Genomic DNA, 17,219 nt, shown 5'->3' with positions numbered 1-17,219 from the left:
TAAAAAACAAATTAAAATAGAGAACTGTTTATTTTTGCTGAACTAAAACCACGAATTATGACAGTATCTTCTTTTATGCCAGCAGTAACCCAAATGATTTATGACATGGGCTTACAGAACTATTTAAACGGAATTACTTTTGAGTGTCCAGAAGTAGCTTTACAAGAAAAAGAAGTAGCTGTTCGATATAAGTTGGAAGGAAAAGTGTTAACGAGTAAAGAAATAACGGCTATTTTTTCTAAAACCAAGGCAGAAGGAAAGACGTTGTACTATGTTGATGAACCTGTTTTGGAAAGTATCGCACCCGACATTGTTTTTACACAAGATGTATGTGATGTTTGTCAGATAGATACAGAATCTGTGGCAAAATCGGCGTATAAATTGCCTAAGGTTCCAGAATTAATATCTATTACTCCCAATTCTTTAGAAGACGTTTTTGAGAATGCGTTAACTATTGCAAAAGCTATGAAGCAGGAAGCGGTAGGAGAGGCGTATGTGAGTGGATTGAAAAAACGTATTTATGATATTGTGGATGTACAACGTGAACACAGAATCCAGTCGAAAAGTGTGATGTTGTTAGAGTGGATTGATCCGTTGTTCAATTGCGGACACTGGATTCCTCATCAAATAGGTTTTGCTGGAGGAATTGATTTGTTATCGCATCCATCAGGAGATAGTATTGTAATTTCTTGGGATAAAATAGTAAAATACGATCCAGAGGTATTGATTATTGCTCCTTGCGGATACGGAATTGATAGAACACTTGAAGATATGAAGTTTTTAGAAGAGAGAGAAGAATGGACGTCTTTAAGAGCGGTAAAAAATAAACAAGTATATATTGCCGACTTTGCCATGTTTACACAATCTTCTGCTGGTACTTTGGTGGAAGGAATTGAATGTTTGGCAAAAATGATTCATCCAGCTTATTATACCCTTCCAGAAAACTTACAAACAAAATTCGCAAATTATCATGATTTGATGGTTGCTAATTTATAAGAATACTATACATTTGCCGTGATTTTTGGTTTTTCTTTAATTATCTATTAAAGAGAATTAAAAGGGAATTCGGTGCAAAACCGAAGCTGTTCCCGCAACTGTAAGCTATTAAGCTTGTAACAAATACTCAAACCACTGTTTTTTTAATGGGAAGGTATGTTACAAGACGCAAGCCAGGAGACCTGCCAATTATTATAATTTAATTAAAACTTTCGGGATAAAAGTTTAATGTATAATGAAGAAAATAACAATAATATTTATACTGTTTTTTACAACTAATCTTTTTTCCCAAAGAGATACTATAACTGTTAATAAATTAAAAGAGGTAATAGTTAACGGGAAGAGAAATGTAGAAAAAAAACGCATTGCTACAAAAGAATTAAAGATTGGAGTTAAAGAACAAACAAAAAACCCTATCAACTTAACAAACCTTCTACGATATAATAGTCCAATAGCTTTTAGAGATTATGGAAATGGAGGTGTGAGTACCGCTCGTTTTAGAGGAACATCGGCTTCAAATACGTTGGTTTTATGGAATGGTATTCCCATTAATGCTGTAGGAAGCGGACAAACAGATTTTAATTCATTATCTGCAAGCTTGAATGATAATATCATTGTTCAAAGTGGAGGAAATAGTGCTGAATATGGTTCTGGTGCCATTGGTGGTACGGTACACTTGAAAGATGAATTGTTGTTTAAAGAGCATCAAAAATTTCAATTATTTACTTCTTACGGAAGTTACAATACAACGTCTAATTTTTTTAAAAGCTCAGTAGGAACAGATAAGTGGAGTATAAAATTAGCTTCTACGTTTAATTATTCCGATAATGATTACACATATATTGATGAGCGGTATAAAGATGATTATGGAAACCTACTAACTAATGAAAATGGTAATTACAAAAACTACGGAATTAATTTTGTCATAGGTTATAAGTTTACTCCTACAAATACTTTATCGTTTTATTCGACCGCTTACTATGGAAATCGTTTTTTTTCCAACGGTTTCCCAAATCCATCTGCGAGTAGCGAACGAAATGAAGATTTCAATGAACGAAATTTATTACAATGGAAGTATGCGTTTTCGTCACAGTTTAAACAGGAGTTAAACTTAGCCTATCTAACACAAAAGTATAGTTATTATAGGAATAAGGATGTTGAAAATTTTGAATTTGGAAAGTCAAAAAATGTATTTATAAACCACTCTTTAACTTATAGATCATCTAATGTTTTGTCGTTTAATTACAAAACTATTTATGAAAATATAAACGGCAGTAGTTCTGATATAGGTACTGAAATAAGAAATTCAGTTGCTTTTGTAGGAAGTGTTAAATATCAACCTACTGAAAAATTAATAACGAATTTACAAGTTAGAAAAGAAATTAATTCAGATTTTAATGTGCCTCTGTCTTTATTCGTAGGAGGAGAATATAGATTAGCTAATCAATTAAACATCCTAGCCAATTTTTCAATAAATTATCGAGTACCTACTTATAATGAAATGTATTGGCCTGTAGTAGGAAATTTAAACTTAATACCAGAAAATTCAAAACAAGGGGAATTGGGAGCTTCTCTTAAAAATGAAAATATAAATATAACATCTACATTATTTTATATCCATATTAATGATAAAATTCTTTGGTTACCAACAGGTGGCAGCAATTTGTGGAGACCAAGAAATGTAGGTGATGTGGTTAATAAAGGAATTGAAACTTATGTGAGTTTTAAGAAAGAGATAGGAGAACATATAGTTGACTTCTCTTCCAATTATACGTTTACGTTAGCGGAAAATATAGAAACAAGAAAAGTATTACCATTTGCACCAAAGCATTTATTAAATTTTAATGTGGGATATGATTATAAAAGGATGAAAATTTTTATACAAAGTTTATATCAAAGTAGTGTATATACAAACCCAACAAACTCAAAAACTTATTCTGTAAAATCGGTAAATGTTCAAAACTTAGGAGTAACCTTTAAGTTATCTAGAGAACAATCAAAACTTCCAACGATAGGATTCATGCTTAATAATATATTTAATGAAGTGTATTATTTCTCAAATTTGCGTCCTATGCCAGGAACAAATTTTAATATCAATTTAAATTATAAATTTTAAACCAATGAAAATAACAAAACTACTTTTACAACTTTTTTTAATAAGTATAGTACTTATCTCTTGTTCTAGTGAAGATAAAATAGTTGAAGTAATTAGAGACAAATACGATAATGGAGTTATTGTAAGTGGAGAAGGACTTTATGGAAATAAAGATGGATTTATTTCTTACGTGAATAATGAGTTATCTGAGTCACAAAATTTTATTTATGCAGGTAAAAATGGAGCATTGTTAGCAGGATTAATTCAATCAATAGCTTTTTCTGAAACAGATGCTTATATCATTTTAAATGATGCTAATATGATTGTAATTGCAGATAGATATACTTTTAAAAAGAAGGGACAAATTACAACAGGGTTAAACAATCCAAGATATATGACTATTGTAAATGGAAAAGGATATGTTACAAACTGGGGTGATGGTGCAAATGAGAATGATGATTATGTAGCTATTATAGATATTGAAACTAATACAATTGAAGAGAATACAATTTCACTAGCCAATGGTGTAGAGCAAATTGTAAGTAAGGATAATAAATTATATATCTCACATAAAGGAGGTTGGTCATCAAACAACATTGTTTCTGTAGTAGATTTAAATAATAATAATGCAGTATCAACAATTACAGTAAAAGATAATCCTGATGATATGGCTTTTGATAGTACAGGTAATTTAATCGTTTTGTCTGAAGGTAAACCTTTAGAATATGGACCATACCCATATTTTAAAGCTATTAAAAACACTCCTTCTTCAATTTCTATTATTAATACAGTTGATAATACAATGATCAAAGAATTAGCTTTTCCAGAAAATAAAAGAGCTACTTATTTAGCATATTCTAATAACAAAATATATTATTATCAAGGAAATACAGATAAAGTTTACGGTATTAAAGAGACAGCAAATGAGTTAGCTGAACAAGGTATTGATGTAGGAGTTATTTATGGAATGAATGTAAGAGATAATCAATTATTTGTTGCTGAATATGAATTTCAAGAAGTAAGTGAGTTAATGGTGTATGATATTAATACTAAGAATAAAATATATTCAACAGAAGTAGGAGTAGGAGCTTCAAAAATTTATTTTAATTAAGTCGTCCCCTAGAAAAGGGAAATATTGCTATGAATAAGCTCACCAATTTGGTGAGCTTGTTTTTTATAAAAACTTTTCTTGTATTTCTTTAGAAGGAACCATACAGGCATTTTTTTTACCAAACCATTTATAGCGATTTTTAGCAATGTAATCGTATGCTAAGTTTCTAAAACTCTCTGGAAATATCAAAAAAAATTGCGTTAATTTCCAAACTCCACCAAAAGCATTCATAATTTTTAGCGCAGCTGTAGATTTAATATCATAAGCAACATTTGGCTCGTATAAAATAATAGAATCAACCTTGGAAGTATCTATCCCTAAATATTGTGTTATTTCTTTTCCTATATCCGATTGAAGAGAAGTAAAAACAAACTGATTTTTAACATCATATTTTATAACTTTTAGCACACTATTGTTGCAAAAATTACAGACACCATCAAATAAAATCACTTTTTTATTACTAGGTAAATTGTTCATATTTAATTTTTTTCAAAAAATTAAGTGTTAACTTGTAACATAAATCAAAATTAAGCGTCTTGTAAGAAAGTAAATAATGATTTAACAATAATTTATTAGTAGATTAGAAGAATTAGTATTTATTTTTTACTTAAAAATTAACTAACACTATGATTCGAATAGAAAATCTTCACAAATCTTATCCTATAGGAAAAGACTCACTTCATGTTTTAAAAGGATTAGATTTACATATAAAAGAAGGCGAATTTGTATCAATTATGGGGTCTTCAGGATCAGGAAAATCTACCTTATTAAATATTGTAGGTTTATTAGATACACATGATGAAGGAAACTATTACTTAAACGGACAGTTGATAGAAAACTTAAATGAAAAGAAAGCTGCAGTATTACGTAATAAGTTTTTAGGATTCGTTTTTCAGTCATTCAATTTGATTTCTTATAAGACAGCTTTAGAAAATGTAGCATTACCATTATACTATAAAGGAGTTGGTAGAAAAGAACGATTAGAAATAGCCTTAGAATATCTTGAAAAAGTAGGGTTAAAAGAATGGGCTAATCACTTACCAAATGAACTTTCTGGAGGTCAAAAGCAACGTGTAGCAATTGCAAGAGCTTTAGCTACCAAGCCAAAAGTTGTATTAGCAGATGAACCAACAGGAGCGTTAGATTCTACAACAACCGATTCGGTAATGGATTTATTAAAAGAAATTAACGATGAAGGTATGACTGTTTTTGTAATTACACACGAAGAAGAAGTAGCAGAACAAACTAATAGAGTTGTTCGGTTAAAAGATGGTGTTATTATTAGCGATGAGTTAACAAAAACAGCAACGAATAAAGCAAAAGCAATTTAATTATGTTTGATTTAGATCGCTGGAGAGAAATATTTCAAAGTATTGGTAAAAATAAGCTGCGTTCGGTTTTATCAGGATTTACGGTAGCTTTTGCAATTTTATTGTTTACACTATTATTTGGAATTGTATCTGGATTACAAAATCAGTTTAAAACAGCTTTTGTAGACGATGCAACCAATGCTATGTTTGTAAGAGTATGGAAAACATCCAAACCTTATAAAGGATTACAAACAGGAAGAAGAATTCAGTTAAAAAATAAAGATTTTGACTACGTTAAAGATGAGTATGAAAACAAAATTCAACATTTAACGGCAAGAATATACAAGAGTGTAAATATTACCTACAAGAACAATCAAAATAACTATCAGTTAAGAGCAGTCCATCCAGATCATCAATTTTTAGAAAAAACAATTATTGATGAAGGAAGGTATATTAACGACTTAGACTTAAAAGACAAATCTAAAGTAATTGTAATTGGTAGACTTGTAAAGCAAGACTTATTTGGAGAAAAACCAGCTTTAGGAAAAAGAGTAAATGTTGATGGTATTTCATATAAAGTAGTCGGAATATTTTCAGATAAAGGAGGAGATAATGAAGAACGATTAACCTACATGCCTGTAACAACAGCACAAAAACTATACGGAAATAACGATTATATCAGTCAAATTAATATAGGGTATAATCCAGATTTAAATTTAGATCAGGCCATTACGTTTGGTAATAGACTAGAAAGAGATTTACGTGAAAAGTTAGACATTCACCCAAATGATCAAAGTGCTTTATCAATAAGAAACTTAGCGGAAGACAATAAAGGAATCAACCAATTTATGTTTGCATTGTACTTTATTGTCATATTTGTAGGCTCTGGAACTTTAATTGCAGGAATTATTGGTATCAGTAACATTATGATTTTTGTTATTAAAGAACGTACCAAAGAATTCGGAATTCGTAAGGCATTAGGAGCAAAACCATCTTCAATAATTGGTATGGTAATTCAAGAATCTATTTTAATAACAACCATAGCAGGGTACTTAGGTTTAAGTTTAGGAACCTATATTTTAAGTGCTATTGGAGATAGTTTAGAAAAATACTTTATAAAAGACCCAAGTGTAAGTCCGGGAATTGTAATAGGAGCTACCATTATTTTAATCTTATCAGGATTAATAGCAGGGTATTTACCAGCAAAAAAGGCAGCACAAATTAAACCAATTGTAGCACTAAGAGCAGACTAATTATGAAGTTTTTATTTGATTCAGATACTTGGCAAGAAATTTACGGAAGTATTCGTAAAAATAAATTAAGAACAGGTATTACTATTGTAGGGGTACTATGGGGAATTTTCATATTAGTAGTCTTGTTAGGCGCTGCTCGTGGTATGGAAAATAACTTTAAAAGAATTTTTGGAGATTTTGCTACCAACAGTATTTTTTTATGGACACAGAGAACAGACATGCCTTTTAAAGGGTTTCAAAAAGGAAGAAGATTTGATTTAACATTTAAAGATATTGAAGTTCTTGAAAAAGAATATAGTAATGAAATAAAGTTATTGGCGCCTAGAAATCAAACTAATGGTACTGTTGTTAAAGATTTTAAATCAGGTGATTTTCAGGTTAGTGGAGATTATCCCGTTTTAGATCGTGTACAAAAGAAAGATTTGATCTATGGAAGATTTCTCAATCAGAATGATATAAAGAACAACTCTAAAGTTTGTGTTATTTCGGAAGATATGTACAAACAACTCTTTGATAAAAAAGAAGTACCTATTGGGCAGTATGTAAAAATTAGTAACGTTAATTACAAAGTTGTAGGTGTATATAAACCTTCAAATACTATAGATATTGATGGAGATACAGCTTACATTCCATTTACAACCTTTCAAAAAGTATACAACACATCTAATAAAGTAGATTGGATGATGATTACAGCTAATGAAGGAGTAGATATCAAGCAGATGGAAAAAGATATTTTGTTAACCTTAAAAAACTTGCATAAAGTACACCCAGAAGATAAAAGAGCTTTTGGAAGTGTAAATTTAGGAGACCAAATAGATAAATTAATGGGCTTTTTAACAGGAATGCAGTTTTTAACATGGTTTGTTGGGATTGCAACCTTAATAGCAGGAGTTTTTGCCATTGGTAACATTTTATTAATTACCGTAAAAGAGCGTACGAAAGAAATTGGAATTAGACGAGCTTTAGGAGCAACTCCAATAAGTATTAAAAGACAAATAGTATTAGAGTCAGTGTTTTTAACCACTGTGGCAGGAATGCTAGGAATTATTTTTGGAGGACTTGTTCTATTCCTATTAGATCTTTTAGTAGGAGGAGGAGACGATCCAACATTAGTAAATCCAACCGTAAATATACCCATAGTAATGCTAGCCTTTTCAATCCTAGTAATTTTAGGAACTTTAATAGGATTAATACCAGCATATATGGCAACAGTAGTAAAACCAATCGAAGCATTAAGAGAAGAATAAAAAAAGAAATAATCAATTAATCATGAGCAAAAGAGCAAAAATTATCTTAGGAATAGTAGCACTATTATTTGTAGTCATCCTAATTTGGTTAGGAAAGAAAAATCAAAAAAGTGTGGTAACCTATGAAACAGAGAAACCATTCAGAACTACAATTGTTAAAAAAGCAGTAGCTACAGGAAAAGTTGTTCCTTTAGAAGAAGTTGAAATAAAACCTCAAATAGCAGGAATTATAGATAAAATAGTTGTTGAAGAAGGAGCAATAGTGAAAGCAGGTGATTTGTTAGCAACGGTAAGAGTAGTACCTAACGAACAATCGTTACAAAGTGCCAGAGGAATGATTAACTCTATACAAATTAGACTAAACAATGCAAAAACGCAATATGATAGAAATAAAAACTTATTCGACAAAGGCGTAATTTCTAGTCAAGATTTTGAAGCATCGCAATTATCATACAATCAAGCAAAAAATGACTTAAGAAATGCTCAAAACGATTATCAAATAATTAAGAAAGGATCTGTAGGTTCTGCCGGAGCTAATACAAATATTAGAGCGACAACCTCTGGTATGGTTGTAGAAATTCCTGTAAAAAAAGGATATCAAGTTATTCAATCAAATAACTTTAATGAAGGTACAACCATAGCAACAATAGCTGATATGGAGAAAATGATTTTTGAAGGTAAAGTAGATGAATCAGAAGTAGGAAAATTAGTAAAAGGATCAAACATTGAAGTTTCATTAGGAGCCATTGAAAATAAAAAATTTCCAGCAATATTAAACTTTATAGCACCAAAAGGAACAGAAGAAAACGGAGCTGTACAGTTTAAAATTAAAGCAGATGTAAAACTTGATGATAATTATTTTGTAAGAGCAGGATACAGTGCGAATGCAGATATAGTATTAGAGAAAAAAGATAGTGTTTTATCTATTAAAGAATCGTTATTACGTTTTGATAAGAAAACAGAAGAGCCTTATGTAGAAATAAAAAAGGGAGATGAGGAGTTTGAAAAACGTGAGTTAAAACTAGGAGTTTCAGACGGAGTAAATATTGAAGTTTTAGAAGGAGTTACTGCTTCTGATGAAATTAAAATCTGGAACAAAGCATCAAAAGACGATGAGAAAAAAGATTAATAATATTTAAATTGTTGGTTTACAGTATTAAAGCAGTTCTTTTAGGAGCTGCTTTTTTACTTTTAAGGAATAAAATAACACACTCATATCTAAAAAGGCGTCATTTAAGGAAGTTAAAACTAAAAAGGCTTTTTTGTTCTAGATATTTGAAGTGCTCAAAGTAAAAATGAGCATTTAATTTAATTTTTTGGGGAAAATTAAATTATTCTTTAAGGGGTAAAAGCAGCTTTTAAAAGCTGCTTTTTTTTTAAGAAATATTATTAACCTTTATAAAAAGGTAACTTCACTACTTTAGCAGGAATTTGTTTTTTACGAACTTGGATAAAAATATCACTATCAACTTTAGAGTTTTCAATAGTAACATATCCTAATCCAATTCCTTTTCCTAACGACGGACTCATCGTTCCTGAAGTAACACGTCCAATATTGTTTCCATCAGCATCAACAATTTCGTAATCATGACGAGGAACACCACGCTCAGTTAATTCAAATGCAACTAATTTACGAATAACACCCGCTTCTTTTTGAGCTTTTAAAGCTTCAGCATTTACAAAGTCTTTCGTAAACTTAGTAATCCATCCTAAGCCAGCTTCTATAGGAGAGGTCGTATCGTCAATATCGTTACCATATAAGCAATATCCCATTTCTAAACGTAAAGTATCACGAGCAGCCAACCCAATAGGCTTAATTCCCCAATCTTTACCAGCTTCAAAAACCTTGTTCCAAAGTTGTTCAACATCTTCATTTTTTACATATACTTCAAATCCACCAGAACCAGTATATCCAGTAGCAGAAACTACTACATTCGGAATTCCAGCAAAATCAGTGATTTCAAAAGTATAGAATTTAATATTCGATAAATCAACTGAAGTTAACGATTGCATTGCTTCTGCAGCTTTAGGACCTTGAATAGCTAATAACGACCAATCTTCAGAACGATTTTCCATTTCAACATTCAAATCGTTGTGTTGAGAAATCCAGTTCCAATCTTTTTCAATATTAGAAGCGTTTACTACCAACATATACTCATTTTCAGCAATCATGTAAATAATTAAATCATCTACAATTCCTCCATCAGCATTCGGCATACAGCTGTACTGTGCTTTTCCAGGAACTAATTTAGAAGCGTCGTTAGAAGATATTTTTTGAATTAAAGCCAAAGCATTTTCTCCTTTTAAAAAGAACTCTCCCATATGGCTTACATCAAAAACACCAACTCCTTTTCTAACAGTTTCGTGTTCAGCAGTTACTCCTTCGTATTGTACAGGCATATTATAACCTGCAAAAGGAACCATTTTTGCTCCCAAAGCCTCATGTACATGTGATAAAGCTGTATTTTTCATGTGTTTGTTTTTTATTGTTTTTGTAACCTTTTAACGAATAAAATAATAAGTAAACATTATTTTATTCATGTTGGTTTTATTATTGTGTATTGTTTGTTTAAAAAAGTGATGCTAAAGTATTGAAAAATTAGCAAACAATACAGTTGAATCTGAGTAATATGTAAGAGTATATTACCCAAATGTTTGTTAATATTTTCTTTGTTTTAGCTAAGAATAGTAGATTTGATGAAAAATTAAAAGAAAAAGTTGTTGTAATTTCTTAACGTTTGAAACGACAACCTGAATCAAAGGATAAACTTAATGAAGCTGAACAAAAAAACAATCTTAAACATTGCATTTGTTATAATAATTGGCCTATTATTATACCCACCAACTAAAATTTATTTTATTAGGTTAGTTTCGTTTTCTCCTTCAACTATTACTGAAGAAAAAAGAGAAATGTTAAACGACTACAATTGGAATCTTAAAGGCTTAAATACTTCGAATATAGATTTTAATGAAACTAAGAATAAAGTAGTTTTTGTAAATTTTTGGGCAACTTGGTGTCCACCTTGTATTGCCGAAATGCCAAGTATTCAAAAGTTATATGACGATTATAAAGACAAGGTTGAATTTGTATTTGTGAGTAACGAAGACTGGACGACTATTGAGGCTTTTTATAAAGACAAAGGGTATGATTTACCAACGTATAACATTTTATCAAAAGTACCAGGTCAACTGGTAAGCAATTCAATTCCTGCGACGTTTATAATTGATAAAAACGGAACTATTGTCGTAGATAAAAAAGGACCTGCCGATTGGAATAGTGATAAATTTAGAATTTTGTTAGACGAATTACTACAATAGAATATTTACCTTTGTAGCATGAGTCAAGAACAACCAAACAATCCGCTTCACGGAATAAAACTAGCCACCATGTTAGAAGAATTATACTTGGAATATGGTTGGGAAGAAATGGGAGAGATGTTGAATATAAATGCCTTTAAAAAGAATCCAACCTATACCTCTAGTTTAAAATTTTTAAGAACAACACCTTGGGCGAGAGCTAAAGTAGAAAGGTTGTACTTAGAAATGATAAGTAATTAAATCAAACAACCCTATAGAGTTTAGTATAAAATACCGTACAAACTAAAGGTTAAATACACAAACTTAGTATTTATAGTCTACTCATTTTTGTGTAGTTTTGATATTAGATGAAGAAACCCACTTTTTACATACTTCCTGTTTTATTTCTGCTAATTATTTCTTGTTCCAAAACAGTAAAGGAACAAGCCTTAACTATGAAAGATGTTTTTCCTTCACAGAAAAATACAGACTCAACTTTTGTTTTTGATTTAGATACGGTGAAGAACTTTGAGTCACTAACCTCAGTTTTTTGTAAGAACTATTATAAAAAGAAAACAAGATATTTTATAAAAACATCTAAAAATGATATTCCTTTTTCAATTAGAAAAATTATTGTTTGTGGTAATGCAGCTTGTGGATTAATTAAATTTAAAAATATATTATATATTGATTCTTCTATAGATAGTTTGTTTTATCATAACCGAATAAAATATAATTTTAATACAGTTAGCTTAGAAAAGATGTTGGAGAAACAGTTTTTTAATAATAGAGAAAATCCTGAATTTGCTGATAGTCCACATAAAAGTTTGCTGTTTTTAGAATTTTCAGAAAGCATAGATAGTTCTAAAGAAAGTTTAAAAAATAAAATGGATACTATTTCAACATCATATTATAATTTTATTACTGGTTTTAATAAGAAAAATACAGATTCTCTTAAGAAAAAATATCCATTACAGATCATATTAGAAAAAGCTTTTCCGTTTATAGATGAAAATGGGAATCGTACTAATTTTTACAATTCACCCCCACCACCAGCTCCATTAGAAATAGTAGAATAATGTCATATTTCATCGACGTCATATTACCCATTCCGTTGCAAAAAACGTTTACCTATACGGTAACCGAAGCAGAAGCCTCTTTCTTAAAAAAAGGAATGCGTGTAGCGGTTTCTTTCGGAAAAAGTAAGATATATACCGCATTGGTGTTTAACATTCACCAAAATGCACCCGAAGTATACGAAGCCAAAGACATTCATCAAATATTAGATGATACGCCTATTATAACGGAACAACAGTTAAAACATTGGCAATGGATTTCGAGCTATTATATGTGTTCGTTAGGCGATGTGTATAGAGCAGCCTTACCTTCAGCATTTTTGCTAGAAAGTGAAACCATCATCTATAAAAACGAAAACTTTGAAGAGGAAGCAATATTAACTGATGAAGAGTTTTTAATTTTTGAAGCCTTACAACATCATTCACAGTTAACCATTCATCAGGTTGCTGATATTTTAGGAAAGAAAACCGTACTTCCTATCATTAATGGATTAATAGAGAAGAGTGCGATTTACATTAAAGAAGAGATTTACGAAACATACAAACCTAAACTGATTAAGTATGTTCGGTTACATAACAACTATAACTCAAATGAAGGCTTACAAACGCTTTTAGAAGAACTTTCAAGAGCTAAAAAGCAACGAGAAGCGGTACTGACGTATTTTCAGTTAGCAGCGGCTAAAAAGCCTATAAAAGCAAAAGATTTAGAAGAACAATCGGGAGCTTCTTCCGCAGTTTTAAAAGCCTTGGTAGAGAAAGATATTTTTGAATTTTATCATATTCAAACCGATCGAATTAGCTATCAAGGAGAAACGAATCAGATAAAAGAATTGAATGAGTTTCAACAAGAAGCCTTCAATCAAATAAAAACTTCTTTTGAAACACAACAGGTAAGTTTATTACACGGGGTTACAGGCTCAGGTAAGACAGAAATTTATGTAAAACTAATTAAAGAAGTGATTGCTGAAGGAAAACAGGTATTGTTTTTACTACCAGAAATCGCTTTAACAACCCAAATCATTACCCGTTTACAAAATTATTTTGGAAACTTTATTTCGGTATTCCACTCTAAATATTCTATGAATGAACGCGTAGAGGTGTGGAATAATGTGTTAGAAAACAAACCGAAAGCGCAGGTTATTTTAGGAGCGCGTTCTTCGTTGTTTTTACCATTTTCAAATTTAGGACTGATTGTGGTGGATGAAGAACACGAAACGTCTTACAAACAATTTGAACCGTCACCACGTTACAACGCACGCGATGCTTCGGTAGTATTAGGTCATTTACACCAAGCAAAAGTGTTGTTAGGTTCTGCAACACCATCAATAGAGAGTTATTTCAATGCTGAGCAAAACAAATACGGATTTATAGCATTAACGCGTCGTTTCGGAAACATTCAGTTGCCTAAAATTGAATTGATAGACATTAAAGAAAAGCATCGAAAAAAGGAAATGAACGGTCATTTTTCGGATCGTTTATTAAAAATGATTACGGAAGCGTTGGAGGAAAAAGAACAGGTTATTTTATTTCAAAACCGACGTGGATTTTCGCCTGTGGTAGAGTGTACTACCTGTGGAGTTTCTCCTCAATGTCCGAATTGTGATGTGAGTTTAACCTATCATAAATTCCGTAAAGAGTTAAAATGTCATTATTGCCATTACCAACGTGCAATGCCGAATAGTTGTGGCGCTTGTGGGAGTGCTACCTTAGACACCAAAGGTTTCGGAACGGAGCAAATAGAGTTGGAGCTAAAAGAGTTATTTCCAAATCATACTATTGGACGAATGGACTTGGATACCACCCGAGGAAAATATGGGTATCAAAAGATTATTGGAGCTTTTGAAGCCCAAGAAATTGATATTTTGGTAGGAACGCAAATGCTTTCCAAAGGATTGGATTTTGAAAATGTATCGTTGGTAGGAATCTTAAATGCGGATTCTATGCTTAACTTTCCTGATTTTAGAGCTCATGAGCGTGCTTTTCAGCTGATGGTACAAGTATCGGGTAGGGCAGGACGTACTAAAAAACAAGGAAATGTAGCGATACAAACCTACAATCCGTATCATCAGATTTTACAGCAGGTATCTACTAACAACTATACAGAAATGTATAAAGAGCAGTTGCAAGACCGTTGGCAGTTTCATTACCCGCCATACTATCGCTTGATAAAAATCACCCTAAAACACAAAGATTATACGCGTGTTGATAACGGTATCAACTGGTTAGCCAAAGCGTTACAAAATGTGTTTCATGAAAATGTATTAGGTCCTACAGCGCCTGCGGTTTCTCGTATCCGAAACCAGTATATAAAGAATTTAGTGATTAAAATTCCGCCAAAGCAATCCTTAGGAAAAACCAAAGAACAGCTACAAAAAATTAAAAATACCTTTGAAGCGGTCAAAGATTTTAGACCCATCCGATTTATTATTGATGTGGATGCTTATTAGGAGTTTAGTTAACAGTTTCGATTATAAGCAATGGAGCACAAGACATTACTTTGCAAAGTACAAGTCCAGCTGAATGTCCCCACGGATTTCCATAAATAGGCAAGAGCTAATAATAAATTATATATGGTGTTGTGTGTAGTTTTAGCGATTATACATAATTTGAGTTATTCCCTTTTCGGAAGGTTTTCTGCTAATTAAAAATGTAGCAGAACCTTTATTATATACTAAATAATCATATTTATTCCACCCATTAAATTTATATCCATTGGATAAAATGTCAGTTTTCAGGTTTGAAATATTATAATCAGATCCAAGGTAAATATTTAGGTAATGAGTTGGTTTTTTTGAACTCAAAATTTCTATCATCATAATACTACTATGTTTGTTAGGATTACCTCGAGCAAAAATTCTAGTCTTTCCTTTGTTTTTAGTTTCAAATAATTGAAAACCATGTCCTTCAATCATATATGAGTTTATACTGTAAAATGAAATTTGGGTTAGTTCTTCTATCCAACTCACTTTAATTTCTTGAGATTGAATTGTTATTGACAGAAATAATGTTGATAAGATCAAATATTTTTTTCTCATAATTTTCTTTTTAAGAAATACCTCCAGAATAGCGTTCGACTATTTTCCACTTCCCATTTATCTTTTCTATTTTAATATTGTCGTTCCAAGCACATAAATCTCCACAGTAAAAGCTGTAATGTAAATAACCAACAGTGTAATTCCAATTAAATATAATTCTTGAAACGCCCAAGTAACCATACTCATTTTTTTTGGGGTTAAAGTCTTTTATCTTTTGAGGATTAATGTATTCAAAGGCAATTTTTTCATTCGAGAAATTGTAATCTAAGTTTCGCTCTTTTATCTTTCCTTTTTTCAGGTCGTAAAATAAACGTTCTTCTTTCTCAAATTTTTCTAATTCATTTTCAAACCTCTTTTTATTTTCCTTTATTTTCTCTTTAGAATAACTAATTCCGTTTGCTCCAGTATCATATCCATTAGGTTTAACAGAATTAGCTGTATTTGTATCCAGTTTAGAAAAAATATAAAGTTTTAATTGTTTATCCTCCCAATTATTAAGTTTTACTATTTCATCGAATTTTATCATTTCAAGGATAAGATTATTAATAGCTATATTCTCATTCTCAATATATTTTTCGCTTTCATAATTTTGACAGCTAAAAAGACAAATAGTGCTAAAAAGTATAAGTAAATTCTTTTTCATATTTATTCAATTAAGTATTGAAACTAATCATTATTAAAATTCCGAATATCCACAATATCTCCATTTTTAAGTTTGTTTTGGGTGTCTATGGTAAAAATGGTTTCAGCAACGTACTCAGGAGTGTACAACTGGTCGTTTTCTTTTAAATTGATAAAACGTTGTACGTTTTTAAAGTCTTTTTCATTGGTACTTCTAATATCAGTTTGCATATTGGTATCTACCACACCAGGGTAAATAGCATTGCATTTTACACCATGTTCAAGCTCGTTTTGTTCAGCAGCAATAGTTTTGGTCATCATATCAATGGCTGCTTTAGACGTACAGTAAATACTCCAACCTTCATACGGTTTTACCGCAGCTCCAGATGAAATACTAATAATCTGCTTTTTACACATCAACTGTTGTGTAGCTTCAATAAACAAACTCGATAAAATAAGTGGAGTAGTGGTATTCAAATGAATACTTTTGGCAATATCTTCCGAAGGAATATTTTCTAGGTTCGCTATGGTACCGAGTCTTCCCGCATTATTCACCAAGGTAATCGATGAAACTTCCAATTTCTGAATTTCATCTAATAACATTTTAAACGTGTTGTGTGTGGCTTTGGTATCAGATAAATCTACAGAAAGCTGTACCATATTTTCCAAATCCACAATGCTTCTGGATAGTGAGTATACCCTGTAATTTTCTTGTGCGTATTTTTTGGCTAAGGCTCTACCGATTCCTTTACTTCCTCCGGTGATGATGATAATGTTCATAGAGTAAAAATAAGGAAATATTAGTAGTTGTACTCTAAATTGTGAGATTTCTTCCTTCGGTCGCAATGACGAGTAACGTTATAGCGAGGAGTGATAACGACGTGGCTATCTTTTAGTGGATACAAAGATTGCTTCGTTCTCACTCGCAATGACGGTTGGGGTGTTAGTTGTCATTTCGAAGGAGATACAACTGAGAAATCTTATAGTTGATTGTTTGTGACTCTAAAGAGTACTTGGAACTTCATTGTGTGAGATTCCTCTCTTCGGTCGGAATTGTAAAGGTTAACTAATTCGTTGACAATTTTGGTTAAAAATATTAGGAGCCACACCATTTAAACTTTGGTGTGGTCTTTCTTGATTATAATAATAAATATATTGTAATATTTCCTCTTTCAAAT

General features: G+C 31.2%; 16 protein-coding genes and 1 riboswitch. Of the genes, 11 read left to right on the top strand and 5 right to left on the bottom strand.

The features are described from left to right. Positions 1–57 precede the first annotated feature (57 nt). The 3 genes from ABMY20_RS09480 (at position 58) to ABMY20_RS09470 (ending at position 4,202) form a co-directional block, all read left to right on the top strand. On the top strand, positions 58–996 hold the full coding sequence (locus tag ABMY20_RS09480) for an ABC transporter substrate-binding protein (protein WP_349265146.1): 939 nt from the start codon (positions 58–60) through the stop codon (positions 994–996). Between the two features lie 9 nt (positions 997–1,005). Next, positions 1,006–1,201: riboswitch (cobalamin riboswitch) on the top strand. Positions 1,202–1,231: 30 nt separating this feature from the next. Next, on the top strand, positions 1,232–3,112 hold the full coding sequence (locus ABMY20_RS09475) for a TonB-dependent receptor (protein ID WP_349265145.1): 1,881 nt from the start codon (positions 1,232–1,234) through the stop codon (positions 3,110–3,112). Positions 3,113–3,116: 4 nt separating this feature from the next. Then, on the top strand, positions 3,117–4,202 hold the full coding sequence (locus tag ABMY20_RS09470) for a cell surface protein (protein ID WP_349265144.1): 1,086 nt from the start codon (positions 3,117–3,119) through the stop codon (positions 4,200–4,202). A gap of 63 nt (positions 4,203–4,265) precedes the next feature. On the opposite strand, the gene ABMY20_RS09465 is transcribed toward ABMY20_RS09470, so the two are convergent. Beyond that, positions 4,266–4,679 (bottom strand): DUF393 domain-containing protein, encoded by a 414-nt coding sequence (locus tag ABMY20_RS09465; protein ID WP_349265143.1) that lies wholly within the window; start codon positions 4,677–4,679, stop codon positions 4,266–4,268. Positions 4,680–4,828: 149 nt separating this feature from the next. Here ABMY20_RS09465 and ABMY20_RS09460 point away from each other — a divergent pair, with 149 nt between their 5' ends. The 4 genes from ABMY20_RS09460 to ABMY20_RS09445 are packed head-to-tail and all read left to right on the top strand — an operon-like array spanning position 4,829 to position 9,141. Continuing rightward, complete coding sequence (locus ABMY20_RS09460) at positions 4,829–5,533, top strand: ABC transporter ATP-binding protein (protein ID WP_073183911.1); 705 nt, start codon at positions 4,829–4,831, stop codon at positions 5,531–5,533. 2 nt (positions 5,534–5,535) lie between these two features. Further along, entirely contained in the window at positions 5,536–6,765 is a 1,230-nt protein-coding gene (locus tag ABMY20_RS09455; protein ID WP_349265142.1) for an ABC transporter permease, read from the top strand. 2 nt (positions 6,766–6,767) lie between these two features. Further along, on the top strand, positions 6,768–8,012 hold the full coding sequence (locus ABMY20_RS09450; protein WP_349265141.1) for an ABC transporter permease: 1,245 nt from the start codon (positions 6,768–6,770) through the stop codon (positions 8,010–8,012). Between the two features lie 22 nt (positions 8,013–8,034). Continuing rightward, positions 8,035–9,141 carry an efflux RND transporter periplasmic adaptor subunit gene (locus ABMY20_RS09445; protein ID WP_047788721.1) on the top strand — a complete coding sequence of 369 codons (1,107 nt, stop codon included), beginning with the start codon at positions 8,035–8,037 and terminating at the stop codon, positions 9,139–9,141. A 260-nt stretch (positions 9,142–9,401) separates the two neighbouring features. Here the strand turns inward: ABMY20_RS09445 and gcvT are convergent, their stop codons facing one another. Then, positions 9,402–10,484 (bottom strand): glycine cleavage system aminomethyltransferase GcvT, encoded by a 1,083-nt coding sequence (gene gcvT / locus ABMY20_RS09440; RefSeq protein ID WP_349265140.1) that lies wholly within the window; start codon positions 10,482–10,484, stop codon positions 9,402–9,404. A gap of 300 nt (positions 10,485–10,784) precedes the next feature. Here gcvT and ABMY20_RS09435 point away from each other — a divergent pair, with 300 nt between their 5' ends. The 4 genes from ABMY20_RS09435 (at position 10,785) to priA (ending at position 14,832) form a co-directional block, all read left to right on the top strand. After that, complete coding sequence (locus ABMY20_RS09435) at positions 10,785–11,330, top strand: TlpA disulfide reductase family protein (RefSeq protein ID WP_047788723.1); 546 nt, start codon at positions 10,785–10,787, stop codon at positions 11,328–11,330. Between the two features lie 18 nt (positions 11,331–11,348). Beyond that, positions 11,349–11,570: a VF530 family protein gene (locus ABMY20_RS09430; protein ID WP_173360259.1), complete on the top strand. Its 222-nt coding sequence runs from the start codon at positions 11,349–11,351 to the stop codon at positions 11,568–11,570. Positions 11,571–11,677: 107 nt separating this feature from the next. Continuing rightward, positions 11,678–12,388, top strand: a complete 711-nt coding sequence (locus ABMY20_RS09425) for a hypothetical protein (protein ID WP_349265139.1) — start codon at positions 11,678–11,680, stop codon at positions 12,386–12,388. After that, on the top strand, positions 12,388–14,832 hold the full coding sequence (gene priA / locus ABMY20_RS09420; protein WP_349265138.1) for a primosomal protein N': 2,445 nt from the start codon (positions 12,388–12,390) through the stop codon (positions 14,830–14,832). The genes ABMY20_RS09425 and priA overlap by 1 nt, the downstream gene beginning before the upstream one ends. A gap of 141 nt (positions 14,833–14,973) precedes the next feature. On the opposite strand, the gene ABMY20_RS09415 is transcribed toward priA, so the two are convergent. The 3 genes from ABMY20_RS09415 to ABMY20_RS09405 all read right to left on the bottom strand — a co-directional run bounded on the left by ABMY20_RS09415 (position 14,974) and on the right by ABMY20_RS09405 (position 16,821). Beyond that, complete coding sequence (locus tag ABMY20_RS09415; protein WP_349265137.1) at positions 14,974–15,351, bottom strand: hypothetical protein; 378 nt, start codon at positions 15,349–15,351, stop codon at positions 14,974–14,976. 79 nt (positions 15,352–15,430) lie between these two features. Beyond that, positions 15,431–16,063 (bottom strand): hypothetical protein, encoded by a 633-nt coding sequence (locus ABMY20_RS09410; RefSeq protein ID WP_349265136.1) that lies wholly within the window; start codon positions 16,061–16,063, stop codon positions 15,431–15,433. Between the two features lie 23 nt (positions 16,064–16,086). After that, positions 16,087–16,821 carry a (S)-benzoin forming benzil reductase gene (locus ABMY20_RS09405; protein WP_349265135.1) on the bottom strand — a complete coding sequence of 245 codons (735 nt, stop codon included), beginning with the start codon at positions 16,819–16,821 and terminating at the stop codon, positions 16,087–16,089. Positions 16,822–17,219 lie beyond the last annotated feature (398 nt).

Source organism: Tenacibaculum sp. SSH1-16 (genome assembly GCF_040104435.1).
GTDB lineage: Bacteria > Bacteroidota > Bacteroidia > Flavobacteriales > Flavobacteriaceae > Polaribacter > Polaribacter mesophilus.
The sequence above is the reverse complement of the archived record's forward strand: the minus strand, read 5'-3'. Positions and strand labels throughout refer to the sequence as shown.